The sequence below is a fragment of the Pseudomonas sp. A25(2017) genome, from assembly GCF_002001065.1.
In the GTDB taxonomy this organism is placed as follows: domain Bacteria; phylum Pseudomonadota; class Gammaproteobacteria; order Pseudomonadales; family Pseudomonadaceae; genus Aquipseudomonas; species Aquipseudomonas kilonensis.
Genome location: NZ_MUOA01000100.1, coordinates 1 through 26,102, shown reverse-complemented (window position 1 = coordinate 26,102; position 26,102 = coordinate 1). Strand labels below are relative to the sequence as shown.

The following is a 26,102-nucleotide window of genomic DNA, read 5'->3' as shown; positions in this document are numbered from 1 at the left end:
GTTGGAAATGGTCGAATTGCCGATGATCCGCAGGGTCGCGCCGGTATCGTTGTAGATACCCCCCACCGCACCGCCGCCGTCGCCGCCAAAATTGTCATACCCGTCACCGCCGCCGCCACCGCCGATGGACAAGCCTCCGCTGGTGGCCGTGCCGCCGGCCGAACCGGTGCTGTAGCCCGGATAAGCCGCACCGCCCGCGCCACCCGTGGTGGAACCGCCACGCCCGCCAATGTTGAAGAAGCCGCCGCCCGCGCCGCCTTGTCCGGCCGTGCCGTTGGAGCCCGTAGAGTTGAGCGTGTCGCCGCCCTTGCCACCGGTACCGCCAGTGAGCGCGCCACCGCCACCGCCGCCGCCACCGGCGTACTGCGGCGTTACACCACCGCCACCACCGCCGCCCGAGGCGGCGTTCGCGGTCACCGTGACGTTGCGCAGGGTCAAGGTGCCGGCGTTGTAGATGCCGCCGCCCTGGGACACCAGCGCATCGTCGCCGCCGTTACCACCGTTGCCTGCCACCATGCCCCGGGTAATCACCAGGCCATCGAGGGTGGCCGTGGTGCCGGACGTCACTTGCATGATCTGGGTGCGGTTCTGACCGTCGAGGGTCACGTCGGCGACGTTGTCGTTATTGAGGTCGCCATCGATGGTGATGTTTTTGTCGACCACCAGCACCTGGGTCAGGGCGACGGTCATGCTGGTATTGAACGTGACGATGTCGCCGCTCGACGCGGACAACAGGGCTGCACGCAGGGAGCCCACGCCGCTATTGAGGTTGTTGGTGGCGGTCCAGGTGGCCAGGCCCCATTGATAGTCGCTCATGGCATTGGCCGACAGCACGTTGGCGCTTTCGATGTTGCCGGTGGCGATTTCCAGGTCCCAGTCGCCGCCCAGGCCCGTGCGGTCGTTGGACGCCGCCACGTCGAGGCCGGTCAACTGCGCCAATGAATCGACCAGACTCAGGCCACGCTCGCCTTCGCCGGTGTAGCAGCCATAGATCAGGATATCGCCGCCGGCGTTCATGTCCTGGCCGATCTGCGCCAGCACTTCGCTGCGGGCCTGGACGTTGTCCGCCGACAGGTAGCTGTTGCCCAGCCACAAGTCACCGGCGTTACCGTGGGCGATGATCTGCACCGAGCTGATGCCCTGATGGGTGTCCAGGTAATCGGCAATCTGCTGCAAGCCGTCTTTGGTGGCATCCAGTTGCACCACCTGGGTACCGGGCGCCACGCCTTCGAGCAGGCTGGCGGCATCCTTGACCCGGGAATCGACGAACACCACAGACTTGCCTGGGACGGCAGCCTCGGTGGCGTCAGTCTGACCTTGAGGCGCATGGTTGTCGGAAGGCTGGTCGGCCGTCGGCGCCTTCGCGGCATCAGCGGTCGGCTGCGCGTCCGGTTGCGCGGCGTCGGCCACGGTTGCCGCCACCGCGCCGTCGAACAGCATTCGCGGCTCCAGGGACATGATCATTGGCGATGCCAGGGCCTGTGCGCCCTCGGTTACCCGCGATTTGCCTTTGCTCCACCACATGACGATCACCTGGACTCGAACTTCTTGAACACGCAAATGAAAAAAACCGCAGTCAGCTGACGGCGGCGTCGGTTTTCATACGAATGACATTGGCGGCGCTTGCGGACCCATCGCGCCAGAACGACAACTCGGCATACTTTTCAAACAGATCCGGCGGCAGCAAGGTCCGCCGGGCTTGCGGCGCGACCTTGGGCTTGACCTTGTGCAGGCCGGCAACGCCCAGGGCCTGGTCGAAGGCCGGTGCGTCGTAGGTCAAGTGATTGAAATCGTGTTCGAACCAGGGTTCGCCGATGAAGTCGTACACCAGGCGCATCACCCGCTCCGGGGCCTGGCTCAACAAATCGTAATCAACGATCAGCAGCGACTCGGCGTTCTCACCGTAGTAAGCCTCTTTGAGCGCCGTCCAGGCGAACCCCACCAGGCGGTTGCGCTGGGCCAGGGTTTCACAGCGGCTGTAGACGGTGTTGCGCTCGTCATCGTCGTTGAACAGCTTGGTGTTTTCGAACGGATTGGCGCGGTAGAGCCGCTCCAGGCTGTCGAGCACCCAGGCGACGTTGCGCACACAGGCGATGGTCTTGGCTTGGGGAAACAGATCCTGCAGGGCAGGCAAGCGAGCACACCACTGGCGGTTTGTATCGAAGATGACCGGCTTGTCGGATTTGTCGGCGTAGTAGGAGTCGAAGAGACCGCGCAAAAGGCGGCGGCGCAGGTCGGTGTCGATCACCGAACCGAACTCGCTGCCAGCGCTGCATTGCTGCAGGACGCTGCTGAACAGCGTGCCGACGGGACTGGTCATGCCGGCGTGAAAGCGCGGATTCTGCAACAAGATGGCAGAAAGCAGGGTCGAGCCTGAGCGCGGTAAACCGGAAATGAAGTGAAACTGCGGCAATCCATTCACCTTGTTTGTAGTCCCTTTGTAGCCGAAGCGTAGCCGAGGAAATAACCTTCGCCTAGTAGTACTTTGATATCAGATTCATCCCGAGCTATAAAAAAGATGGACGGTAGAGATGCTCGGGAACCTGAATCGATTAAGCCGTGTCGCGACATTTTTCCGCCTGCTTCGCTCGGCAGAATCAAACATCCCGGTCTACGCTCAGCCGTGCGTGACCAGGCCAGGGATTAAGGAGTAGGGCTGATCGCACTTCTCGTCCCTCGAGCCCTGCCGGCATGCCATACCAACAATCTGAAGGGATGAGGAATCTATGGAAGTATTCATCGGCACTATCCAGTCATTCGCCTTTAACTTTGCACCCAGGGATTGGGCCCTGTGCAACGGTCAGACGCTTTCCCTTTCTCAATACCAGACCTTGTTCGCCCTGATCGGCGTGACGTACGGAGGCAACGGCCAGACCACCTTCATGCTGCCCAACCTGCAAGGTCGCCTGCCCTTGGGCCAAGGCAATGGCCTGGGCCTGACCCCGCGCGTCATCGGTGAAGTCTCCGGCACCGAAAACGTCAGCGCCACGCTCAACAACCTACCCAACCACACCCACACCCTCACCGGCATCACCGCCTCGACCACCCTGCAGTTGGCCAACCCGGCCAGCAACCCGGTGAATACGCCAACGGCTACCAACTCGTTCATCGGCACCTCAGGCACCGGGCCGGGCTCGGCAGCGATCTATTCCGACCAGATAGGCGCTTCGCCAGTGCCGCTGCAAGGCGTGACCACCGCGGTCAGCGGCTCGGTTTCCGCCACGGGCAACAGCATGCCCATGGCGGTCATGAACCCGTTCCTGGCCATCAACTTCAGCATCGCCCTTCAAGGCTACTTCCCATCCCGCAACTGATGAGCTGCCGGAGGGCTGCGGTCCTCCGGCCTTTTGGAGTGTCGACATGCTGCAACAGGTTCATAGCCGCCATTTCCAACCGCTGCTGGGCCAGACCGGCCGCCTGACCCTGCCCGACGGCAGTTGCCTGCCGGTGCGCTTCGAAACCCTCGAAGAAACACCTCGGGCCAAGATGCCGAACACCGAGCGCATGCCGTTCAGCGTGGAATTCAACAGCCTGGAAAGCACGGCGTTCGTGGACGGCCTCTGCGGGTTGGAGGTGCCGGAGCTGGGCAAGATAGAAGGGGTGTTCGTGTCACGGATACCGCCCATGGGACGGGATCCGGCGCTGGGGTATTTCTACATCGCGTTTAACTGATCACACAAAACCTGAGTTCAAAACAAACCTATTGTCGGAGCGGGCTGTGTGGGAGCAAAGCTTGCTCGCGATCCAGGCACTGCGGTCCTCAAGAGACCGCGGCGTTTTCATCGCGGGCAAGCCTTGCTCCCACACAGCCCGCTCCCACAGGAATTTATAGTGCCTGCAAGACTTGCTCAGTCGCCTTTCGGATACCAGACCAACCGCTCCGCCGCCGGGTTGCGCTCTTGTACTTCGAAGCCCAGGGCCAGGTAGTGCCGACGGGCGTGGGGGTTGCTGGCCCAGACCACGGTCGCCACCGGGCAACGGATCTGTTGCGCGGCTTTCTGCACCCCTTGCAACACCGTCCGACCATACCCCTGCCCACGCGCCTGGGGGATGAAGGCCAGGTACAGCACGCGGATCTCATTGGGGCCGAAATCCGTGCTCAAGGCACCGATGGCGGTGCCGAGTTTTTCCACGACGTAATGCATGGCATTGGGGAAGTTCTCGCCCAACCCTTGCTCCTGCACCTGGAACTGCTGGGCAATCACCTGTTGCACCTGCTCAGGCTCGCCATCGATCCATTGCAAGTCCGGTCGGGCCGCCTGGTACAGGCTCTGCAAGAACGGCCCATCGCTGACCCGCGATGGACGCACCACCAATCCCTCTGCCGCCACTGAATCCATGCTTGCTCCTTAGAACCCGCTTTCCCTGACACCCAACGCCGCCAACCGACGCCAGGCCGCTCCCAACACCGACTCGCCCTTGCCCTGCAACACCGCCACGCCGCGCAGCGGTTGCACCGGCGCCGACGCCTCGTCGACCGCACTCAGGCGCACGCCGTATTGCGCCTGCACCGGCTCGGCCCGTTGCTGCGAGTCGCGGCGCACCGCAATCGGCCCGTGATGGTCGGACGTCAACGCTTGCTGTTCGACCCAGGCCACGCCGTTGGTGTCGATTTCATTCAACTGCACAGCAATCGAGGTGTGCATCGGATCGTCAGCAATGAACCGCCCCGTGGCCCCCGGCTCGACCCGCCAAAGCTCAGCTTCGGTCAAGTACCCGCGCAGCCGCGAATCGGTCTGCACCACCCGCGCCAGCGCCTGCGTCGGTGACAACCAGCGGCCTACCGACAGTTGCGGCAACAAGTCGCGTACCTGGCCGGCATGGGGCGCACGCAACAACAGGCGTTCACGCTGGGCGACCAGGCCGCGGTACTCGGCCACCGCTTCGGCCAGTTGTTGTTCGATGATGCCGGCATCGGCGGCGGTTTCGCTGCGCCCGGCCTGACGACGCATCTGCAACTGCTGGATCTGGATTTCCCGACGCACAATCGTCAGGCGTGACGCCATATCCGGCGACTCCAACTCAATCAACACATCGCCCTGGGCCACGGTCTGGCCGTCGCGCACATTCACTTGCTTGACCCGCGCCGCCACTGGCGCGTGCAAGGCACTGGCGCGCCCGGCCTCGAGCATGGCCGGCACTTCCACCGCGCTGCGCCAGGGCAACAGCAACACCAGCAGCAACGCCAGCAATACCAGGCCGCTCAGGAGCACCCGAGCACCATGGGCCTGCTCACGGCGACTCCACCATTGCCGCCATTCATTCACGATGGGCATAAAAATGAACCACGCCAATTCCACCATCATCAGAAAAATGCCCAGCACCTTGAAGAACAGGTGATAGACCGCCAGGGCAATCCCGAAAAACAACAATGCCCGCCACAGCCAGGAGCCATAACCCCACACCAGCAAACGCCGGCGCATCTTCGGCGACCAGGGTTCCGGCGCCGCCGCGCCGTAACCGAACAAGGCTTCGCGCAGGCGCCAGCGGCACAGGGCGAACGCACGCCCCTGAAGGTTATCCACCGCCCAGAAATCACTGAGCAGGAAATACCCGTCGAAACGCATGAAAGGGTTCAGATTGATGATCAACGTGGTGATCCAGGTGGCGCTGGCCAGCATGAACGCCGCGGTGCGCGCCGGCCCGTCGGGCAGCAGCGACCAGGCCAGCAACGCGATGCACGCCAGCAACAGCTCGGCCAGGACCCCACCGGCACCGATCAGCAACCGCGCGCGGCGATCATTGATCCGCCAGGCGTCGCTGACGTCGGTGTAGAACATCGGCAACAGCACCATGAACGCCACGCCCATGCTTTGCACCCGACAACCGGCACGCTTGGCCATGAACGCATGGCCGAATTCGTGGCACAGCTTGGCGAAGAGCAATGCCGCCCCGAACGCCAGCGCACCGCCCAGGCTGAACAGGTGCGGAAACGTCGCGATGAAGCGCTGCCAGTCCCGCGACACCAGGAAGATGCCGACGCCCAGGGTCAGCGGCAGGCCATAGCGCAGGATCCCGGGGCCAAACCGCGCCAACCAGGGCCAGGCCCGGTTGAGAAAGGCGTCCGGGCGCCACAGCGGAATGCGAAAAAACAGGTATTGATGCAGCAGGATCTGCCACAGGCTCTGGCGCTGTGCGGCGGTCTTGGAGAGATAGCTGTCGCGCTGTTGCGGGTCCATCGCGCTGATCAGATCATGGCCGCGCAAGAAGCCCAGCAACTGCTCCAGCGATTCGCCATTGAGCGGCAGGCCCGGCTCGCGGTTCGCCGCCTGCAACACCTGTTCCGGATCACCCAGGGACCAGTGGCGCAACATGCGCATCGCCGCCGCGCCCAGCTTGAAATAGCGCCCGCGCACCGGATCGGCCAAGGTCCACTGCGGCGAACCGTCCGGGTCCGGCGCCGCCGGGGACAGTTGCAGGTCCGGCCGCAGGCTCGGCAGGTCCATGCTACAGGCCTACGCTCTGGCGCAGGCCGGCCAGTGGTCGACGCAGCAGGTACAACGCCAGCGGCGCGCGGTCGCCGAAGACCTTCGCCGTACCTCGCAGGCCGATACGCGGCGCTTGAGCCTCGAAACGCGCATCCAACCGATACGCCAGTTGCCCGGCGGCGGTCGGCTGCGCTTCATAGGCCGAACGTTCGAGCCAGGCCAGGTGCCGCTGCAACGGGTCGCTGTCGAGAAACAACGCCACTTGCGCACCGGGCTCCAGGGCAATCGCGTCGCCCACCGCCAACTCAATACGCAACTCGGCCTGGTTCGGATCGGCGATTTCCATCAGCCGCTCGCCGGTCTGCACGGGCTTGCCGAGCCAACGCTCGGCGTCGGCAAACACCGCGATGCCGTCCCGCTCGGCGCGGACTTCGCTGCGTTTGAGCAGCTCAAGGGCGTAGTTGCGCTCGGCGCGTTTCTGTTCGACGCGGGCGGCCAGCAAGTCAATCTTCGAACTCGATTCCGCGTCGGCAAACGAGCGCTGGGAGTTGGCCTTGAGTTCCGCCTCGGCCACGCCCAGCGCACGCTCGGCCACATCGGCCTGGGCCTTGAGGCTGGTGCTTTCGAAACGCAGCAGCAGGTCGCCGTTCTTGACGGCCTGGTTGGGCTTGACCAGGAACTCGGCGATGACGCCATCCAACGGCGCCGCCACCACCTGCCCGCCCAGCGGCACCACTTCGGCCGGGGCCAACACCGACTGGCGCACAGGGATCAGCAAGCCCAGCAGCAACACCGCCACCAGGGCGACCTGGCGCTTGCGCGTCCAGCGCAGGCGCCACGGCTTGCGCGGTTGCAACGCCAGCCACGCATGGCTGTAGGTGTCGCCCAGTTGCGACAGCAGCACTTGTTCGGGCGGGGTCCAGGGCAGGTCGCGGGCCAGCCACAAACCACCGAACACCTGGCCCTGATGATCGATCAACGGCAACCAGAACACTTGCCCGGCCGACAGGCTTCGCCAGTCTGCCCGGATGGACTCGCTCACCCCATCGGCGGCAATCACCCGGGCCTGCTTCAGCACCCCTTGCTTGAACAACTGTGCCACCGCCTGCTCGACAAACGCCACGAACGGCGCATTCGGCTCCACGGTACTGACGCCAGTCACGGCCTGGACCTTACCGGCAATCAACAATGCGGCGTGGCGAAACCCGAACAAGGCCTGGCCGTCGTTGACCAGGCTGTAGCTCAACTGCGCTGGCGTTCGTGCGGCCCGGGTCTGGCGTTCAAGGTCGAGGAAGCGGGCAAACACCTGCTCGGCGCCGCCCGATATCGGCGCGTTCACTTGGGCTCCGCGAAACGCGCCGTGCCGCTCATGCCCGACAGCAGGCCGCTGGCATCCGGCACGTTCGCCACCAGCAGCAGGGTCTGGCTGCCCTCGTCGATGCGCGCACCCAGGCGCTTGACCGTCGCTTGCAACGGCTTGCCAGTTTCATCGGGAACAAAGGTAAAGGGCTGGCCGGGCTTGAGCCTGTCCATCCAGCGTGAAGGCACCAGCAGGTGAATCTCCAGAGTGCGGTTGTCGACCACATCCAGCAACGGCGCGCCGGCTGCGACGCTTTCATAACGCTGGACCTTGCGCGCCACCACTTGCCCGTCGAAGGGTGCGATCACGCTGCAGCGCTTGACCTGGACCTGATACACCTGGGACTGCGCCTGGGCCTCGCTGAGCCGGGCCTCGGCCCGCGACACCTCGAAACGCCCGACGGATTTCAATGCTGCCAATTGCCGGTTATGCGCCAGTTCTTCACCGGCCCCACGGCTGGCCGCCTGGGCCGCATTGAGCTGGGCCTGATAGGCCGAGCAATCGAAACGCGCCAGGGTGTCGCCCTTCTTGAACGACTCGCCCTCACTGAACGGCAACTCGACGATACGCCCGGCCAACTCGCTGGCCAGCACCGCCTGATCCCGCGCCCGAAGCACCCCTCGCGCCTCGTTGCCAGACGCACTGGCCGAAGCATTGCTCTCAAGCAACGGATCGTCGGAAGCCGACGTTTGCGCCTGGACCCCGCACGTTATGAAGGCCAATCCCACAACCCAACTGCTCAAACGTCGCATGACCGTTACTCCCTGACGGATGGGCGGAGTCTACGACAGCGGTGGGGGGCGTCAAGGGAGTAGCGGTGTGAGGTGAGAAATATGGTGGTCATACACACCCTGTGGCGAGGGGATTTATCCCCGCTGGGGCGCGAAGCGGCCCTGAAAACAGTCATCTCGGTGTATCAGGCTGTTGGTCTTTAACCATTTAGGCCTGCTGCGCAGCCCAACGGGGATAAATCCCCTCGCCACAGGTTATGTGGTTGGCAGACATCGCGCAGCCTACTCCACCAACCTCAACTCCCCATCGCAATACACCACCTCACGTCCCAACCAACCCACATCCACCTGAGGCAATACCGCCGAAGGCTTGCGCAATTCACGCAGCAACGTCGAGCCGTGGGACAAGCGTCCGCCCATGCGTGCGATCACGGCGCGGGCGCTTTGGTAGTGGGCATGGCGGCCAGGGTCCAGGGTGTCTTCCAGCAGGATGTCCTCGCCCAAAATACCTTGAGCCTGCCCTGGGTAGATCAAGAACCCACTCGCCTGCTCGGTGCCTTCACGACCGTCCTGCCAGAAGCTGCCATCGCGGGTGCGGATGTCCGGGTGCGGCGCGAACCAATGCGCCCGGTCCTCCGCCTGCATGGCGTGATGCAGGCGGAAGAAGATCCGCATCAGGTTGTCGCGATACCATTCGCGCACCTGCAAGTAGTAACCGCGCAACCCCGGCAGGCAGGCCCCGTGAGCCAGGCGAATCGCCAACGGCCATTGGGGAAAGACCTGCAATGGCAGCGCAGTCGGCGCCGGGCGGGGCGTGGCCGGATCGGTCTCCCACGGCAGGCGATGAGGGCTGTGTTCAAGGTTGTCATAGGCGGTTGGTGGCCGGCCCAGCCAGTCGCCGCCACTGCTGGCCAAGGCACTGGCGATGCACAGGTTGCCTTGCACCACGAACACGTAGAAACGGGTAAACCAGTCGGCCAGTTGCTGGCCGTCTGCGCCTTGTGCGGTCAGTTCGTGCAGCTCTCGATCAAAACGTCGCAAGCCGTTTTCCAGCGTCAGCAAATGCCCGCGGGCGATGCGTTGCATGCCCAGGAACAACGGCAGCGAACGCAGCAGGCGCAGCGGCCGCCAAGGCAGGTGCGGAGTCGCGCCGCCGACCTCGCCGGCGTAGCTGCTGGCGCTGATGCCCCAGTCGACCAGCCGGGCGAGAAACAAATCATTGTTGATATACGAAGCGCCGCCGAACACCGCCGTGAAAGGCTCGTTGTCCTGCAGCACCCGCGAATCCCAACGCGCCATGATCGCCGGAATGCTCGCCGCCGCGCGGCGCTGAGCGTACTCCACCAACACGCTGGGTTGCGGCGGCAGGATCTCGGCGATGTTGGCGGCGGTCAGGTGGCGGCGCCAGCCGTAGTCGCTGATCGGCCGGTATTGCAGCAGCCACAGCTGGGAACCGTCCCAAGCCCATTCAACATCGCCGGGCACGTAGTGAAAGACCCGCAATACACCTTGGAGAAACCGCCACAGTGCTTCGGCGGTCAGGCCATGGGCAGGCTTGAATGCATCGCTGTTCCACGCCGCGCCAAGACGGGAAATGATCGCCCGCTCGGGGCTCACCTTGCCATCGGCCAACGACTCCAGATGGCCTTCGACCCACTCCAACTCGACTGACAGATGACGCACGAATGCGATGCCGGACAGCCGTGGTGTGATGAAGCGCTGAACCACCACTTCCTCGACACCTGCCCCACTCAACTCGGCAATGCGCGCCGGCACGTTATGCGTCGGCTCGCGCAGGAACGTGGTGCTCAAGCCGGCATTGGCCGCATCGGCCTGATCCTCCCCGTAACTGGAGGAACGCACGGCCCAGATAGCGTCCGGCTGGCTCTTCAGAAAGTTTGGCAAGCGCGGGTCAGCGCAATCGTTGAGCGACAGCGCCGCAGGCACCGGCTGCCCAGCCAACGCCGCCAGACGCAAGCGGCCGCCCTTGGTATGCGCGACGAAGCCACGCTCGCCGGACTCCAGCCACGCCGCGAACTCAGCGGGTGAGTCGATCCACGGGTAGTGACCCCAGCCGGGCTTCACGCTGATGGTCAAATCGGCACGGGCAAGAATGGCCGACCAGGCCGCCGCCTGCGCGACGCCCAGTACCTTGTCCTGATCGCCCCACACCAGTTCGACCGGGTCGGTGATCCACTCCAGCAATGGCAAGGCGGTGTCGGCACGCACCAAGTCCCAGTGCGGCACAAAGGCGCGGCAGCGGGCATAGCCGGCGCCCATGCGCTGGTACTGCGCGGGCGTCCAGGCCTGGCTGGAAAACTTGTGGGCAAACAGCGTCGGTTTGTTCGCCAGCAGCCAGTGAATGGTCTTGCGAATCGGCAGCGGCGACATCAACGCCGGCAGCCGTCGTTGCCACAAAAACGCACCCACCGGCGCCAACAACACACTGCGACAAAAGTGCCCCGGCTGACGTTGCAAGGCGTGCAGCACCAGCAAGGCGTTGACCCCGACCGCCATGATCGCGCTGCCCTTGTCCGTTGCCGCCAGCAATGCCTGGGCGTAGGCCGCCAGGTCTTCGCAGGGAGCCTGAGGGTTGCTGCCAAAGCCAGGCAGCTCCAGCGGCACCACATTGTGGTGTTGAAAGTGCGGCAACGCGTCGTCCCACCAATCGGCGGCGCTGCCGTTGCCGGCCAGCAGGTACATCCGGGGCTTGCTCATGGGCGCTCCTCAGGCCAGGTCGCGCAGGGCAGCATCAAGCGTCGGGTAACGGAACGTATAGCCCGCCTCGACGAGACGACTTGGCAGCACACGTTGGCCGTCGAAAAACAACTGGGCCATTTCGCCTGCCAAGGCACGCACTGGCGCGGCGGGAATGTGGAACCACACCGGGCGCTTGAGCACCTTGCCAACGCTTTCGGCGAACAGCGCCTGACTGACCGTTTCTGGCGCCACCAGGTTGTAGGTGCCGCTCAGGCTTTCGTCATCGAAGGCCCGGGCGATCACCTGGATCACGTCGTCGCGATGCACCCAACTCATGATTTGCCGACCGTCACCCATCCGCCCGCCAAACCCCAGGCGAAATGGAATCAGCAACGGCAACAACGCACCGCCCGGACCAAACACCACGCCCAGGCGCATCACCACCTGGCGCACGCCCAACTCCGTGGCAGGCCGAGCCGAGGCTTCCCAACGCACACAGAGTTCAGCCATGAAACCGTCGCCCTGGGCGGCACTTTCATCGAGGCTTTCGCTGGCGTCACGCACGCCATAAAAACCGACGGCCGAGGCCTGTATCCACAACGTCGGTTTGTGCCGGGCGTTTTTCAACCAGGTCATCAAAGCTTCAGTGGTATTGACCCGGCTGGCGATGAGTTGCGCCTGGCGCGCAGGGCTCCAGCGCGGACCGGCGACCGGCGCGCCCGCCAGGTTGATCACCACATCGAAGGTTTCGTCATGACCCAGCTTGCCCAGCGAGCGCAGGCAACGGGCGCGGCCATCAAACAGATAGGCCGCTTTCAATGGATCGCGAGCCAGCACGCTGACTGTGTGCCCGGCGTCGAGCAATTGATTGACCAGCGTCTCGCCGATAAACCCGGTGCCCCCGGTCACCAGCACGCGCTTGTAGGCACCACCGGCAAACGGATTGGCGGGCTTTCCCGCGCGCTGCATGCGCAAGGCCGCCAAGCCGTCGCGAATCCCCGAGGCCGTAACCCCGATGGCGAACAAGGTCAGCAGCCAACCGCGCCAGCCGAGGTCGATCGCGCTCAGGCCGGTGGGCAAACTCGCCCACTGCGCCAGTTGCACGCCGTACAGCGCGAAGAAGGCCCCGCCGTTGACCGCCAGCACCGTGTGCATGATGCGCTCGATGGCGGGCAGCTTGCGGCTACGGTCCTCGACCACGAAGTCCCAGAGCGTCAGGCCGATCTCCAGTGCGAACAGCAGCGCGATGACGATCGCCCAGGTGCCTTCGAAGGCCAGATGCGCCATGCCCAGGAACAGGATCCCGTAAAAGCACGAGCGCAAGGCGTGAATGGACAGCTCCAGCCGCGCACTGTGGCGATAGGGCAAGGCGACGGTGAGTTCGTGGTGATACAGGGTATCCAGCGCACCGAGGATCGCTTGGGCAATCAGCAGGGTGATGGCCCAGTCCAGCAGTGAAAAGTCAGGCATGGTTTGAATCACTCGACGCGTTGTCAGTCAGGGAGGTGCGGCGGTCGTGGCGATAGAGCCAGAACAGCGGCGGCAGTAATAGCAGCAGCGCGAGACTGTCGAGCCACAGGTGCGACCAGACTTGGGCCTGGGCGGAAATCAGCATGTCCTGGGGTGCCCAGAGCAGAATGCCGGCGATTAACCATCCCCAAGGCATGGCGCGTTTCAATCGATTGCCGATATGGACCAGGGCGAGCATGTACAGCCCATAGCTCTGCAATGTGGCGCCGAACAAGGCCAGCCACCAGACTTGTTGCGCGCGGGCCGTGGCGGGCACGACATTGACGCCCCAGAAAGCCTGCTCGATGTTCTGCAGATAACCGTCGAGCAAGCCCGAATGACCGGCCCAGGTCAGCGTGACGCCAGCGAACAGATGCATCAGAGCGGCGGCATATAACCAAACGACCAGGGCTTTGCGAAAGGGGCTGTGAGGGGTTGGCATTCCATGTCCTGAAGGCTTGCTTGAGGGCGGCCAGTCTAAAGGAAATGGGAGGGGCTTTACTTGGCTAATGGCCCGGGCAGCGAGAAATAAAATCAGTCGTCTGGAGCACTTGAAACCCAAGCCGAACACCGTTGTGGCGAGGGGATTTAGCGAAACGTCGCACCGCCCCGCTGGGCTGCGCAGCAGCCCTAAAGCCAGTCACCTCGGTGTGTCAGGTTGTTGGTCTTCAGCCCATTTGGGGGCTGCTTCGCAGCCCAGCGGGGCGGTGCGACGTTTCGCTAAATCCCCTCGCCACAGGTTTGGTGTGCTGCTTGCGTACAGCAACGTCCTAGGAGATTTCCTTCAAGTTGCGGCGATGTTGGTGAACTTGTCCGCCTTTGGGCTCACCGCTAGTCTGGGTTTGTCACTGAAAAAACGGTGACACGGACGTGCAAGTCCGGGTAAAAGAACGCCAAATAATGCCACCAGCCATTTAATGAGCATTCGTGCCCGTGTTTTATGGCGGCTGTGTGTGGGGAGACCTTCGGGTCTGCCGAGGTTTTTTTGGTGGTTCCTACTCGGTCTTGCACACCCTCACATAGCTGCCACCCTTATATCGCGTGCAAGCGAGCTAGGGCGGCTCTGATTGAATAGGAAGCCAAAACATGTTCAAGGTAACTCCGAATCCGCCAGGAAGCCCTGGCAACTCCGACAAGTCCTCAAAAACCAAAAAACTCGACGAAGCCGCCGAGCGCGCCCTCGACTACTACCTCAACCCCAAACCTGCCGATGAAGCCTCGGGAAAAACCCAAACCGCCCAACTCTTCATGGTCGCCCCGGACATCGACACCGAAACCCTGTTGGCCAATGCCTCCGAAGACCTGCTGTCCATCAGCGCCATCGCCGCCGACCTGGCCGATGATGTCGACGGTTCGCGCCGCAGCGTCATCCTGGCGATCAGCCGGATGGCCGATGGGGTGCATCTGTTGGTGGAAAGGGCGATGGATCGGCTGGAGGTTCAAGCGGCGGGCTGACAGGCCTGCGGTGAATTGAAAACCGCTTTCGCGAGCAAGCCCGCTCCCACAGTTGATCGGTGTTGATTTCAGTATTTCGGTTCAACACAAATCCAGTGTGGGAGCGGGCTTGCTCGCGAAGGCGTCAGCCCAGACAACCCAAAACCTGGGCAAGGGAGTATTACTTAATCACCGCTGCATCCCCCAGCGCTTCACCGTCACCCGTTCCAAACTGTCGAACACCAGGTTCTCCACCAGCAACCCGATCAGGATCACCACCGCTAACCCGGCAAAGACCTTGTCGGTGTACAGCTCGTTGCGGTTCTGGAAAATGTACCAGCCCAGGCCGCCCTTGCCGCTGGTGGCGCCGAACACCAGTTCGGCGGCGATCAGGGTGCGCCAGGCGAAGGCCCAGCCGATTTTCAGCCCGGCGAGGATCGACGGCAGCGCCGCCGGGATCAGGATGAACAGCACAAAACGCAGGCCCTTGAGCCCGTAGTTGCGCCCGGCCATGCGCAGCGTTTCCGACACGCCGAGAAACCCCGCATACATGTTCAACGCCAGCGCCCACAGCACCGAATGCACCAGCACGAAAATCAGGCTGTTCTGCCCCAGGCCGAACCACAGCAGCGCCAACGGCAACAGGGCGATGGCCGGCAACGGGTTGAACATCGACGTCAGGGTGCTGAGCAAGTCGCGACCGAACTGGGTCGACACGGCCAGCGTGGTCAAGCCAAACGCCAGGACGATCCCCAGCAAATAGCCCTTGAGCAGCACCACCAGGGAAATCCACACCTTGCCCAGCAGCTCGCCGCTGAGCAAACCGTCGTACAACGCGCTGGCGGTCTGCAGGAAACTCGGCAGCAGCAAGTCATTGTTCTGGTATCGGGCCACGCCCTCCCACACCAGCGCCAGCAGCAACAGGATCAGGCTTTTGCGCAGCCAACCCTGTTGCCAGAGGCGCTGGCCCAAGGGCAACTCGCGCTCCAGTGGCACATGGGTCAAGGGTTGTAATTGGACTTCGTATTCTTCGCGCGCAGGCGATAACTGGCTCATAAACACTCTCTTTTCAAATCCTGGCACCGCCCCGTAGGAGCTGCCGAGCGAAGCGAGGCTGCGATCTTTCCCCTGACGCTTGAGTCTCGGACGAAAGATCAAAAGATCGCAGCCTCGTTGCACTCGACAGCTCCTACAGGGTCAGTGGGCGATGCGGATATCGGTGAAATCCAGCTCACGCTCGGTGTCCGGCGACTGGTTTTCATCGAACAGCAACCGATGAATCCGCCGCGCCGTGTGCTGGAACCCCACGCCGCCGAGGCTGTGCAGATCGTATTGATGGCTGTGGATTTCCGCCCGTACCCTTCCTGGGTGCGGTGACAGCAGCAGGATGCGATTGCCCACCACCAACGCTTCTTCGATGGAGTGGGTGACGAACAGCAACGTGAAACGCACCTCCTCCCAGAGCAGCAGCAATTCTTCCTGCATCTTGCGTCGGGTCAGGGCATCGAGGGCAGCGAAGGGTTCGTCCATCAGCAGGATTTTCGGCTGCATCGCCAGCGCTCGGGCAATCGCGACGCGGGCCTTCATCCCACCGGACAAGGTGTGTGGGTAGGCATCGGCAAACGCCGCCAGGCCGACTTTGTCGAGGTAGTGCAGTGCCCGCTCCTCGGCCTCGCGGCGCTTGAGCGTACCGGATGCCAGCAGCGCGAACATCACGTTCTGCTTGACGGTTTTCCAGGGCGGCAGTTGATCGAACTCCTGGAACACCACGATCCGATCCGGTCCCGGTGCGCTGACAGTCTGGCCTTGCAGGCGAATCACGCCTTCGCACGGCGTGATGAAGCCGCCAATGGCCTTGAGCAAGGTGGACTTGCCGCAACCCGATGGGCCGAGCAATACGAAACGGTCCGCCGGGTCGACTTCGAAACTGACCTGGTGGGTGGCCCGCACCACCCGCTGCGGGGTGCGGTATTCCAGGCTGACGTTATCCACCGACAACAACGCCGTGCCAGTGGAGGTGGGGTTGCTGGCCGCGTGGCCTTGCAAAAGCGCGTTCATGACAATCAGCTCCCCTGCAGCGGTTTGGCGTCCTGGAAGAAATAGTCTTCCCACGACGCCGGCTTGTTCTTGATGGCGCCGACGCGGTAGAGGAATTCGGCCAGCGGGTAGGTGTTTTTCGGGCTGACGGTGAATTCGATCTGCGGGTTGTCGATGATCTTCAGCAACGTCGCCCGGTCGATCTTGGCCTTGGTCACCCGCAGATAGGTGTCCGCCGCCGCGCCTTTGTCCTTCTGTGCGAATTCGGCCGCTTCGGTCAGCGCCTCGACGAAGGCCTTGTAGGTTTTCGGGTTTTCATCGCGGAATTTCTCGGTGGCGAACAGCACCGTGGGCGAATTCGGCCCGAGCACGTCATAGGAGTTGAGCACCACGTGGACGTTGGGGTTTTGCAGGGCCTGGTCCTGGAACGGCGGGTTGGAAAAGTGCCCGGTCAACTCGGTGCCGCCGGCAATCAGCGCGGCCGTGGCGTCTGGATGCGGAACCGCCAGGGTGTACTTGTCGAGGCGATTGAAGTCCTTGTCGCCCCACTGTTTCGCGGCGGCGTATTGCAGGAAGCGCGACTGTACCGAAACGCCCACCGCCGGCACCGCGATGCGGTCCTGCTCGGTGAAGTCGGCGATGGTCTTGACCTTCGGGTTGTTGCTCAACAGGTAATAAGGGAAGTTGCCCAGGGAGGCCACGGCCTTGACGTTCTGCTTGCCACGGGTGCGGTCCCAGACCGTCAACAACGGCCCGACGCCGGCCCCGGCAATGTCGATGGAGCCCGACAGCAACGCATCGTTGACCGCCGCGCCGCCCGACAGTTGGGTCCAGTCGACCTTGATGTCGATGCCTTCCTCCTTGCCATGCTTCTCGATCAATTGTTGATCACGGACCACGTTGAGCAGCAAGTAAACAATGCCGAACTGTTCGGCGATACGAATCTCGCCCTCAGCGTGGGCGCTGGTCGGCGCGACCAGGCTGCCGGCCAGCAAACTGAACCCCAGGCCGATGGCGGCGGCCAGCGGTGCAAAAGCAATGCGTTTGGACATGGTGATTCTCCGGGCTCTTTGCGCAAGGCGCAGCCGATCAGAAAGGGGCGTCGCCCTGGATGGTGGTGCGGTACAGCTTGCGGCGCAGATGACTCGGGCAACCGGCGGCCAGGTGAATCAGCGAGCGGTTGTCCCAGAACACCAGGTCATGGGGCTGCCATTGATGGCGATAGATGTTCTGCGGCAGCACGCTGTGGGCATACAGCTCGGCCAGCAGCGCTGTGCTTTCGTCTTCCGGCAGACCGACGATGCGGGTGGTGAACCCTTCGCTGACGAACAACGCCTTGCGCCCGGTTTCCGGGTGGGTGCGCACGATCGGATGCACCACTTCGGCGACCTGGGCCAGTTGCTCCGGCGTGAGCGTCGGGCGCCAGTTGCCTTCGAATTTGGTTTCGCTGTAGCGCGCGGTGTAGGAATGCGCCGCCGAACGGCCTTCCACGGCTTTACGCAGCGCTTCGGGCAGAGCGTCCCAGGCTTTGTGCATGTCGGCAAACAACGTGTCGCCGCCTTCGCTCGGCAGCTCCTGGGCGTGGAGCATCGAGCCGAGGCTGGGCAGTTCTTTATAGGAAAGGTCCGAATGCCAGAATTTGCCGGCATCGCCGAGGCCGATGGATTGGCCGTTTTCGATGATGTTGGAGACGATGAGGATTTCCGGATGCCCGGCCAACAGGAACTGCTTGAGCACATGGATCTGCAGCACGCCAAAACGGCGGCTGAAGGCGATCTGTTGTTCAGGGGTGATGCGTTGGTCGCGGAACACCACGACGTGATAGTCCAGGTGTACGCGGTGGATGCGGGCGAAATCCTGGTCGTTGATCGGTCGGGACAGGTCCAGCCCGACGATTTCGGCGCCTACGGCATCGCGGAACGGGCGGATGTCGAACGACTGCGGGGCAATGTTCGCGATAGGTGAATCTGGAGAATAAGAGACGGCTGGCATACATCACTCCCACGCACGGCGCGCTTGAACAGGCGCGCAATCGATCAAAACTCACGGCGCTACCGTGTTGGTTTATGTCGTGCGGCGCGCCGATTGGTCGGCAGGTACGCAGGGGGATGAGTTTAAGGATATAAGCAGCAGAATTTAAATACCGTTAGCGAATAACGATATGACCCGGAATTTGGCACTGCACCGCTGTGGGAGCAAGGCTTGCCCGCGATGAAGGCAACGCGATCCTTCAGGGACCGAGGTGCCTGTTTCGCGAGCAAGCTTTGCTCCCACACATGGGAATGATCAACCAGGGTACTAGCGCTCGTGCAACGCCTCGGACCGGGCCTTGATGATGGGTTTGAGCAGGTAGCTGAGCACGGTTTTCTTGCCGGTGATGATGTCCACAGACGCCACCATCCCTGGGATGATCAGCAAGGGCTTTTCAGGCGTGCCCAGATGGCTGCGTTCGGTGCGCAGCTTGATGATGTAGTAGGTGGTTTTCTTGTCTTCATCGGTGATGGTGTCGGCGCCGATCTGTTCCAGCTTGGCTTTCATCCCGCCGTAGATGGTGTAGTCGTACGCGGTGAACTTCACCGTGGCGTCCTGGCCGGGGTGCAGGAAGGCGATGTCCTGGGGACGGATTTTCGCTTCCACCAGGATGGTGTCGTCCAGCGGCACGATTTCCACCAGGTCACTGCCGGGCTGGATCACGCCGCCTATGGTGTTCACCAGCAACTTGTTGACGATGCCGCGCACAGGCGACGTCACCAGGGTCCGGCTCACCCGGTCTTCCAGGGCTTTGCCGGTGGCCTGGGCCTTGTTCAAGTCGGTGCGAGCTTCGTTGAGCTGGGTCAGGGCTTCGCTGCGGAACTTGCCGCGGGTTTCGTCGATCTTGCGCTGCACTTCCTTGATCGCCGATTCTGCACGAGGAATCGCCAGCGTCGTGGCGTCCAGTTGCCCACGGGTCTCGACTTCGGCGCGCTTGAGCCGCAACACTTCCACCGGCGATACCGCACCCTGGGCCACCAGCGGCTCGGACATGTTGATTTCCTGGCGTTGCAGCGCCAGGCCGGAGCGGTACTGCGCCTGCTTGGAGACGAATTCGCGCAGTTCCTGCTGGCGCTGGATCAACTGCTCCTGCAAGCCGCCGATTTCATCGTGCAACTGCTGGCGGCGGCTGATGTACAGCGACTCCTCGCTGGCGGCCTGGCCCGGCACAGCCTTGAGCACGTCGGCCGGGAAATTCAGCGGCCGGTCATCGACCTCGGCACTCAAGCGCTCGACCCGCAACAGCATGGACTGGCGGTCAGCCTCGGTTTCGCCGACGTTGGAGACAAACCGGGTGTCGTCCAGGCGAATCAACGGCGCGCCGGCGTCGACGATCTGCCCTTCCGTGACGAACAGCTCAGCAACGATGCCGCCTTCCAGGTTCTGGATTTTCTGGATCTTGGACGAGGGAATCGCCTTGCCGTCGCCCTTGGTCACTTCGTCGATCACGGCGAAGTTGGCCCACAACATCAGGAACACAAAGAAACCGATGATGCCCCAGATCGTCAAACGCACCACCCGGGGAGCGTCCTCGATCAGCGCCTTGTTGACCTCGGGCAGCGGTTGGCCGTGCAGCGAGTCGGAACCTTTGAAATAGCGACCCACAGCGCCCTTTAAGCCGGTTTTAAGCAACACTGATCTGCCCCTTCTTCAACGCTTCCATGACAGCGGCTTTCGGGCCATCGGCGAGGATCTGTCCACGGTCGATCACCAGCAGGCGATCCACCAGCGACAGCAGGGATGCCCGGTGCGTCACCAGCAGCACGGTCTTGTTTTCCACCACGGCGGCCAGGCGCTGTTTCAAGCGTTCTTCACCGGTGTTGTCCATGGCGCTGGTGGGTTCGTCCAGCAACAGGATGGGCGGGTTGAGCAGCAGCGCGCGGGCCAGGGCGACGTTCTGGCGCTGACCACCGGACAGGTTCTGTCCGCGCTCACCGACTTGCAGTTCATAGCCTTGCGGGTGCAGGCGGGCAAACTCATGCACGCCTGCCAGTTCTGCGGCCTGGAGCACCAACTCATCTTCGACGTACCGGGCGCCGGAAGTCAGGTTGTCGCGCAACGTACCGGCCAGCAGTTGGATGTCCTGGGGCACGTAGCCAATGTTGTAGCGCAGCTCGCTGACGTCGATCTGGCGGATGTCCACGCCGTCCACCAGCAAGGCACCATCGTCGGGTTGGTAAAGCCCCACCAGCAACTTGGCCAGGGAACTCTTGCCCGAGCCGCTGCGGCCAATGATGCCGATTTTCTCGCCCGGCTTGATCACCAGGTTGATGTTCTTCAGCGCGGCGTTCTGCTGGTTCGGGTAAGTGAAATTCAACTGGCGGCATTCAATGGCGCCCTGCAAGACCTTGCGGCTCAGCGGGCGCTCGTCGAAATTACGCTCCTGGGGCAGCTCCATCATCTGGTCGACCGAGGTCATGGTCACCCGCGCCTGCTGGTAGCGGGTCAGCAAACCCGACAACGACGCCAATGGGCTGAGGGCGCGACCGCTGAGCATGTAGCAGGCGATCAGCCCGCCCATGCTCAAGTTACCAGCGATGATCTGGTACACGCCGAAGACGATCATGATCACCCCGGCCAATTGCTGGATCAGCAAGGTGATGTTCATCGCCAGGCCGGACAGCATCTTCACTCGCAGTTCGAGACGGCTGAGGGTGCCAATGGTCTGTTCCCACTGGTACTGGCGCTCGCTCTCGGCATTGTTGACCTTCACCGCGTCCAGGCCGGACAGGGTTTCGATCAGGCTGGATTGGCGCTCGGCGCCCAAGGCCATGGTTCGCTCCATGGTCGCCACCAAAGGCTTCTGCAGCGCATAACCGATCAGCAGGGCAATCGGGAACGCCAGCACTGGAATCCACACCAGGTGGCCGCCTAGGATCGCGATGACCGCGAAGATCAGCAAGGTGAACGGCAGGTCGATCAGGCTGGTGAGGGTCAGCGAGGCGAGGAAGTCCCGCAGGCTCTGGAATTCATGGATGTTCTGGGCAAAGCTGCCGACCCGCGCCGGGCGGTATTTCATGGCCATGCCGACGATGCGCTCAAACAGCGTCGCCGAAATGATCAGGTCGGTTTTCTTGCCGGCCAGGTCCAGGCACAGGCTGCGCAGCATCTTCAGGATCAGGTCGAACACATAGGCGCCAGTGATGCCGACAGCCAGCACCCACAGGGTCGCTTCGGCCTGGTTCGGCACCACGCGGTCGTAGACGTTCATCACGAACAGCGGCGCGGCCATGGCAATGATGTTGATCAGCAGGCTTGCCGCGATAGCATCGGCATACAACCAGCGGGACCGCTTGAGGGTGTCGCGAAACCACGAACGCGCCCGGGGAATCAGCGTGCCGTGGTTCACGTCAAATTTATGCTGCGGCTGGGCAAAGAACACCTTGCCGCTGTAGTCATCGGCCAGCAGCTCACGACTGACCGTGACTTCACCACCCTCGCTTTCGCTGAGCAGCAGCCGCGCCTGGTCATCGCCGACCCAGCCCAGCAGCACGGCGCTGCGGCCGTCCTTGAGCAGCAACAGCGCCGGCATGGCGATGGTCGGGATTTGCTCGAGCTTGCGTTGCAGCACCCGGCCTTGCAGCCCGGCGCGGGCCGCCGCGCGCGACAATAATTCGACGCTCAGCCGTTGCTTGGGCAGCGGCAGGCCGGTGGTGAGCATTGCCGCACTGGCCGGCTTCTGATGCAGCATGCAGAGCGCCAACAAGCCGTCCAGCAGCGGGTCGTCGTGCAGCGTGCGCGGATCATGAACGAGTTCAACTGGACTGACTTCTGATTCCACGCTCGACACTCTGACTGATTAAAACGGGTGGTAAACTCAATTCATCCCAGGCAACTGGACCTTGGGTTTCACGTCGCTCTGCACAACCGATGCCAACGGTGCGACCACACCCTGGCTTTTCAACAGTTGGCCCATGGTTGCCTTGATACGGTATTGGGTGAACAATTGCACGTTCTTGATTTCCGCCAGGCGTCGGGAAGCGCTGAACAGCTCGTTTTCGCTGTCGAGCAAGTCGAGCAGGGTCCGCTCGCCGAGGCTGAACTGCTTCTGGTAGGCGGTGCGCACATTGGCGCTGCGGTCTACGTATTGCTGGGCGATCGGCACTTGGGCGTTGGCGTTGTTCAAGGCGTTCCAGGCCAGGCCCAGCTCTTCATTGAGCTGGCGCAGCGCGTTGTTGCGGATATCCAGGGCCTGGTTGGACAGGTACGACTTGGATTCCAGGTCCGCCTTGTTGCTGCCGCCGGCATACAGGTTGAAACGCATGCGCAGCATGGCTTGCCATTCATTGTTATGGCCGTTCTGGCCGTCCAGGTCGTTGTCGGCGGTGCGGCCCAGCTCGGCGTCGAAGCGTGGGTAGAAGCTCGACTTGGCAGCTTCGTACTGTTGCTCGGACGCAGCGATGTCGGCTTCGGCCGAACGCAGCACCGGGCTGTTCTCCAGCATCTGGGCGCGGGCTTCGGTCAGGTTGGCCGGCAGCAACGCCAGAAAATCGGCAGGACGCTCCAGTTGATCGGGCAGTTGGCCGACGGCGCTGAGGTAGTTGGTCTCGGCATCGGCCAGGTTGGTTTGTTCGGTGATCAGGTTATTGCGGGCCTGAGCCATGCGCGCTTCGGCCTGGTCCAGGTCAGCGCCACTGCCCACGCCACGGGAAGTGCGCAGTTTGATCTGGTCGAAGATGCGCTCGTGGCTCTTGAGGTTTTCCTCGGCCAGACGCACGAACTCGCGACGGGTCAGCACGTCCAGGTAGACCTGCGCCACCGTCAACCCGGTACGCTCGGAGGCGTCCAGCAACGAGTAGGCACGGGCATTGACGGTGGCTTGTTGACGCCCCACTTCGCTGGACGTCGCAAAACCGTCAAAAACCATTTGCGACAGGCGCAGGCTCGACTCGCTGCGGTTCAGGGTTTCCCAATGATTGGTACCGCCCGACCGGGTGGTGACGCTGTCGGTACCTTCACGGCCGTATCCGGCTGCAAGGTCCACTCTAGGCAGGTAGCCGCCCTTGGCCGCCTTGAGCTGGTAATCCGCCGCGAAGCGGCTGTTCACGCCGGCCTGGATTTCAGGATGGACATCCAGCGCCTGTTGCATGGCCTGCGGCAAGGTTTGTGCTTGTACGAAACTGGCGGCGAGGGCAAAGGGTAAAGCCTTGAACAGGTGCAGACGCATGGTGGATTTCTTCCTGAAACACTTGTCTTGGATCACAGCGAAACGTGGCGCTGCATCGGATGATGGCAACCGGAATGACCGTATGTCGGAAAGTTCAAAACAGGAGCTGGAACACGCACTGAAAGAACAGGTCGCCGCTTAAATATCAATGTGACATTACCTCGGCAATTGTTTAGGATGGCCGGCAGAAGGTCAATAGTTTGGCACAAACAAAATAATTGAAAAAAAACAGCCAAAATATTGACATACGGAAGCGTCAAATAACCTTACTTTGTGAACATGTACGTCCAGACCGCTGCTGCCTACAAGCTGCCGGGTCCATGGAAGTCTACTGAGCGTGGCACCCGGAGAGTCTTCAATGAGCAGTGTTATTGCCGTTGTCAAAAGCATTGTTGGTCAGGTTTTCGTCGTATCCCCAGAAGGCATCCGACGCGTACTCATTGAAGGTGATCGCCTGTACACGGGCGACCAGTTGGACACTGGCCCGTCCGGCGCCGTCACATTGGATCTGGCCGATGGCCGCACCCTGGACCTGGGTCGCGACACCCAGTGGAGCGCCAATGCCCCGGACTCTTCCACCGACCTGGCACAAGCCACTGCCCAGGCCGCGCCGTCGGTAGAAGAGTTGCAGCAAGCCATCGCCGCGGGCGTCGACCCGACGACCGCCCTGGAAGCCACCGCCGCCGGCGCCACTGCCGCGGGCACGGGTGGTGCCGCCGGTGGCGGCCACAGTTTTGTGGTGCTGGATGCCACCGCTGGTAGCGTCGACCCTACCATCGGTTTCCCAACGGAAGGCCTCGCTGCGGCGGCCGCCACCGATGACAACATCCTGGGTGGCGATACCACGGCCGATACGACCGCCAACGCCGTGCTCAATGCGACGATGACCCTGAGCGCCACGCCGACCCTGACCGAGGCCGGCGGCGTGTTGGTCTACACCGCGACCGTGACCCAGGCCCCGCAGACCAACCTGACCGTGACCTTGTCCAACGGCGCGGTCATCGTGATCCCGGCTGGTCAGCTGACCGGCAGCGTCAACGTTCCACTCGCGCCGAATGACACGGTCTACAACGACCCGAGCCAGATCAGTGTGACCGTCACTGGCACCACCGGTGGCACTGGCATTGCCGTGACCGTACCCACCACGCCGGCCGTGACCCAGATCACCGACACCATCGACACCACCACCGTCACCCTGAGCGCGAGCAATACCGTCACCGAAGGCGGCCAGATCACCTACACCGCCACCCTGACCAACCCGGCCCAGACGCCGGTGACCGTGACCTTGAGCAATGGCTCGGTCATCACCATCGCCGCCGGCCAGACTACCGGCACCGTCAATGTCGAGACGCCGGCCAATGACGTCTACAACAACGGCAGTACGGTCAGCACCACCATTACTGGTGCGACGGGCGGCAACTTCGAAAACCTGGTGCCGAGCACTGCGCCTGCGGTTACCACGATTACTGATTCGGCGGACACCACTGGCCTGACTCTGACAGCCAGCAACACCATCACCGAAGGCGGTTCGATTGTTTACACCGCGACGCTGACCAACCCGGCTCAGACGCCGGTGACGGTGACCTTGAGCAACGGCTCGGTCATCACCATCGCTGCCGGCCAGACTACTGGCACCGTTAACGTCGAGACGCCAGCCAACGACGTCTACAACAATGGCAGCACCGTCAGTACTACGATTACCGGCGCAACCGGCGGTAACTTCGAAAACCTGGTCCCGAGCACTGCGCCTGCGGTCACCACGATTACTGATTCGGCGGATACCACTGGCCTGACCCTGACGGCCAGCAACACCATCACCGAAGGCGGTTCGATTGTTTACACCGCGACGCTGACCAACCCGGCCCAAACTCCGGTGACGGTGACCTTGAGCAACGGCTCGGTCATCACCATCGCTGCTGGCCAGACTACCGGCACCGTTAACGTCGAGACGCCAGCCAACGACGTCTACAACAACGGCAGCACCGTCAGTACTACGATTACCGGCGCGACGGGTGGCAACTTTGAGAATCTGGTGCCGAGCACCGCACCTGCCGTTACTACGATTACCGATTCGACCGACACCACCGGCCTGACACTGAGCGCCAGCGAAACCATCACCGAAGGTGGTCAGATCACCTACACCGCGACGCTGACCAACCCGGCCCAGACGCCGGTGACCGTGACCTTGAGCAACGGCGCGGTGATCAACATCGCCGCCGGACAGACTACTGGCACCGTCAACGTCGAGACACCGGCTAATGACGTCTATAACAACGGCAGCACTGTCAGCACCACCATCACGGGTGCGACGGGTGGCAACTTTGAGAATCTGGTGCCGAGCACTACGCCTGCGGTCACCACGATTACCGATTCGGTGGACACCACTGGCCTGAGCCTGTCCGCGTCTACCGAAGTGGCCGAAGGCGGCTCAATCGTCTACACCGCTACCCTGACCAACGCCGCTGGCTCGCCAGTGACCGTGACCCTGAGCAACGGCGCGGTCATCAACATCGCCGCCGGTGCTACCACCGGCACCGTGACGGTCGATGCGCCAACAGACGACGTCTACAAAGACGCGGGCAAAGTCGAAGTCAGCATCGATCAAGCGACTGGCGGTAACTTCGAGAACCTGGTTCCGAGCACTACCCCGGCGGTGACTGACGTTACCGACACCATCGACACCTCGACTGTCAGCCTGACCGCAA

At 62.6% G+C, this 26,102-nt stretch carries 21 protein-coding genes; 5 read left to right on the top strand and 16 right to left on the bottom strand.

Annotation, left to right across the window (positions count from 1 at the left end):
* Together B0E42_RS25335 and B0E42_RS25330 are read right to left on the bottom strand one after the other, a co-directional pair.
* Window positions 1-1,524: DUF4347 domain-containing protein (locus B0E42_RS25335; RefSeq protein ID WP_139353221.1), on the bottom strand; the 1,524-nt coding region annotated here is incomplete at its 3' end.
* 52 nt (window positions 1,525-1,576) lie between these two features.
* Window positions 1,577-2,422 carry a sulfotransferase gene (locus B0E42_RS25330; protein ID WP_033062911.1) on the bottom strand — a complete coding sequence of 282 codons (846 nt, stop codon included), beginning with the start codon at window positions 2,420-2,422 and terminating at the stop codon, window positions 1,577-1,579.
* A 304-nt stretch (window positions 2,423-2,726) separates the two neighbouring features.
* Here B0E42_RS25330 and B0E42_RS25325 point away from each other — a divergent pair, with 304 nt between their 5' ends.
* Together B0E42_RS25325 and B0E42_RS25320 are read left to right on the top strand one after the other, a co-directional pair.
* Complete coding sequence (locus B0E42_RS25325) at window positions 2,727-3,314, top strand: phage tail protein (protein WP_018613174.1); 588 nt, start codon at window positions 2,727-2,729, stop codon at window positions 3,312-3,314.
* A 46-nt stretch (window positions 3,315-3,360) separates the two neighbouring features.
* Complete coding sequence (locus tag B0E42_RS25320) at window positions 3,361-3,672, top strand: hypothetical protein (protein ID WP_018613176.1); 312 nt, start codon at window positions 3,361-3,363, stop codon at window positions 3,670-3,672.
* Window positions 3,673-3,848: 176 nt separating this feature from the next.
* Here B0E42_RS25320 and B0E42_RS25315 read toward each other — a convergent pair whose 3' ends face one another.
* From B0E42_RS25315 to B0E42_RS25285, 7 genes are all read right to left on the bottom strand, one after another.
* A complete protein-coding gene (locus tag B0E42_RS25315) occupies window positions 3,849-4,340 on the bottom strand; it encodes a GNAT family N-acetyltransferase (RefSeq protein WP_018613178.1) in 492 nt (163 codons plus the stop codon).
* A 9-nt stretch (window positions 4,341-4,349) separates the two neighbouring features.
* Window positions 4,350-6,446, bottom strand: a complete 2,097-nt coding sequence (locus B0E42_RS25310) for a biotin/lipoyl-binding protein (RefSeq protein WP_077508154.1) — start codon at window positions 6,444-6,446, stop codon at window positions 4,350-4,352.
* A 1-nt stretch (window position 6,447) separates the two neighbouring features.
* Window positions 6,448-7,767, bottom strand: a complete 1,320-nt coding sequence (locus B0E42_RS25305) for an efflux RND transporter periplasmic adaptor subunit (protein WP_053177569.1) — start codon at window positions 7,765-7,767, stop codon at window positions 6,448-6,450.
* A complete protein-coding gene (locus B0E42_RS25300) occupies window positions 7,764-8,540 on the bottom strand; it encodes an efflux RND transporter periplasmic adaptor subunit (RefSeq protein WP_018613184.1) in 777 nt (258 codons plus the stop codon). Before B0E42_RS25300 ends, B0E42_RS25305 begins: the two co-directional genes overlap by 4 nt.
* A 261-nt stretch (window positions 8,541-8,801) precedes the next feature.
* The gene (locus B0E42_RS25295) at window positions 8,802-11,237 is read right to left on the bottom strand and encodes an alpha/beta fold hydrolase (RefSeq protein ID WP_053177567.1); all 2,436 of its coding nucleotides are present in this window, start codon (window positions 11,235-11,237) and stop codon (window positions 8,802-8,804) included.
* A 9-nt stretch (window positions 11,238-11,246) separates the two neighbouring features.
* Window positions 11,247-12,689, bottom strand: coding sequence for a TIGR01777 family oxidoreductase (locus tag B0E42_RS25290; RefSeq protein ID WP_077508151.1), 1,443 nt, complete (start codon window positions 12,687-12,689; stop codon window positions 11,247-11,249).
* The gene (locus tag B0E42_RS25285) at window positions 12,682-13,170 is read right to left on the bottom strand and encodes a cell division protein (RefSeq protein WP_077508149.1); all 489 of its coding nucleotides are present in this window, start codon (window positions 13,168-13,170) and stop codon (window positions 12,682-12,684) included. Before B0E42_RS25285 ends, B0E42_RS25290 begins: the two co-directional genes overlap by 8 nt.
* 644 nt (window positions 13,171-13,814) lie before the next feature.
* Here B0E42_RS25285 and B0E42_RS25280 point away from each other — a divergent pair.
* Window positions 13,815-14,183, top strand: coding sequence for a DUF6124 family protein (locus B0E42_RS25280; protein ID WP_077508146.1), 369 nt, complete (start codon window positions 13,815-13,817; stop codon window positions 14,181-14,183).
* A gap of 168 nt (window positions 14,184-14,351) precedes the next feature.
* Here B0E42_RS25280 and B0E42_RS25275 read toward each other — a convergent pair whose 3' ends face one another.
* The 7 genes from B0E42_RS25275 to B0E42_RS25245 form a co-directional block, all read right to left on the bottom strand.
* Window positions 14,352-15,218, bottom strand: a complete 867-nt coding sequence (locus B0E42_RS25275) for an ABC transporter permease (protein WP_046065221.1) — start codon at window positions 15,216-15,218, stop codon at window positions 14,352-14,354.
* 141 nt (window positions 15,219-15,359) lie between these two features.
* Entirely contained in the window at window positions 15,360-16,220 is an 861-nt protein-coding gene (locus B0E42_RS25270; protein WP_077508143.1) for an ABC transporter ATP-binding protein, read from the bottom strand.
* A gap of 5 nt (window positions 16,221-16,225) precedes the next feature.
* Complete coding sequence (locus B0E42_RS25265; protein ID WP_077508140.1) at window positions 16,226-17,251, bottom strand: ABC transporter substrate-binding protein; 1,026 nt, start codon at window positions 17,249-17,251, stop codon at window positions 16,226-16,228.
* A 37-nt stretch (window positions 17,252-17,288) separates the two neighbouring features.
* Window positions 17,289-18,191, bottom strand: a complete 903-nt coding sequence (locus B0E42_RS25260; protein WP_077508137.1) for a TauD/TfdA family dioxygenase — start codon at window positions 18,189-18,191, stop codon at window positions 17,289-17,291.
* 306 nt (window positions 18,192-18,497) lie between these two features.
* Window positions 18,498-19,865 (bottom strand): HlyD family type I secretion periplasmic adaptor subunit, encoded by a 1,368-nt coding sequence (locus B0E42_RS25255; protein WP_018613202.1) that lies wholly within the window; start codon window positions 19,863-19,865, stop codon window positions 18,498-18,500.
* Window positions 19,855-22,011, bottom strand: coding sequence for a type I secretion system permease/ATPase (locus B0E42_RS25250; RefSeq protein ID WP_053185163.1), 2,157 nt, complete (start codon window positions 22,009-22,011; stop codon window positions 19,855-19,857). The genes B0E42_RS25255 and B0E42_RS25250 overlap by 11 nt, the downstream gene beginning before the upstream one ends.
* A 36-nt stretch (window positions 22,012-22,047) precedes the next feature.
* A complete protein-coding gene (locus tag B0E42_RS25245) occupies window positions 22,048-23,397 on the bottom strand; it encodes a TolC family outer membrane protein (RefSeq protein ID WP_018613206.1) in 1,350 nt (449 codons plus the stop codon).
* On the opposite strand from B0E42_RS25245, the gene B0E42_RS31215 reads away from it, so the two are divergent.
* Together B0E42_RS31215 and B0E42_RS25240 are read left to right on the top strand one after the other, a co-directional pair.
* On the top strand, window positions 23,396-23,539 hold the full coding sequence (locus B0E42_RS31215; RefSeq protein WP_018613208.1) for a hypothetical protein: 144 nt from the start codon (window positions 23,396-23,398) through the stop codon (window positions 23,537-23,539). The genes B0E42_RS25245 and B0E42_RS31215 overlap by 2 nt on opposite strands.
* Before the next feature lie 216 nt (window positions 23,540-23,755).
* A partial coding sequence (locus B0E42_RS25240; protein ID WP_139353220.1) for a retention module-containing protein occupies window positions 23,756-26,102 on the top strand: 2,347 nt, incomplete at its 3' end.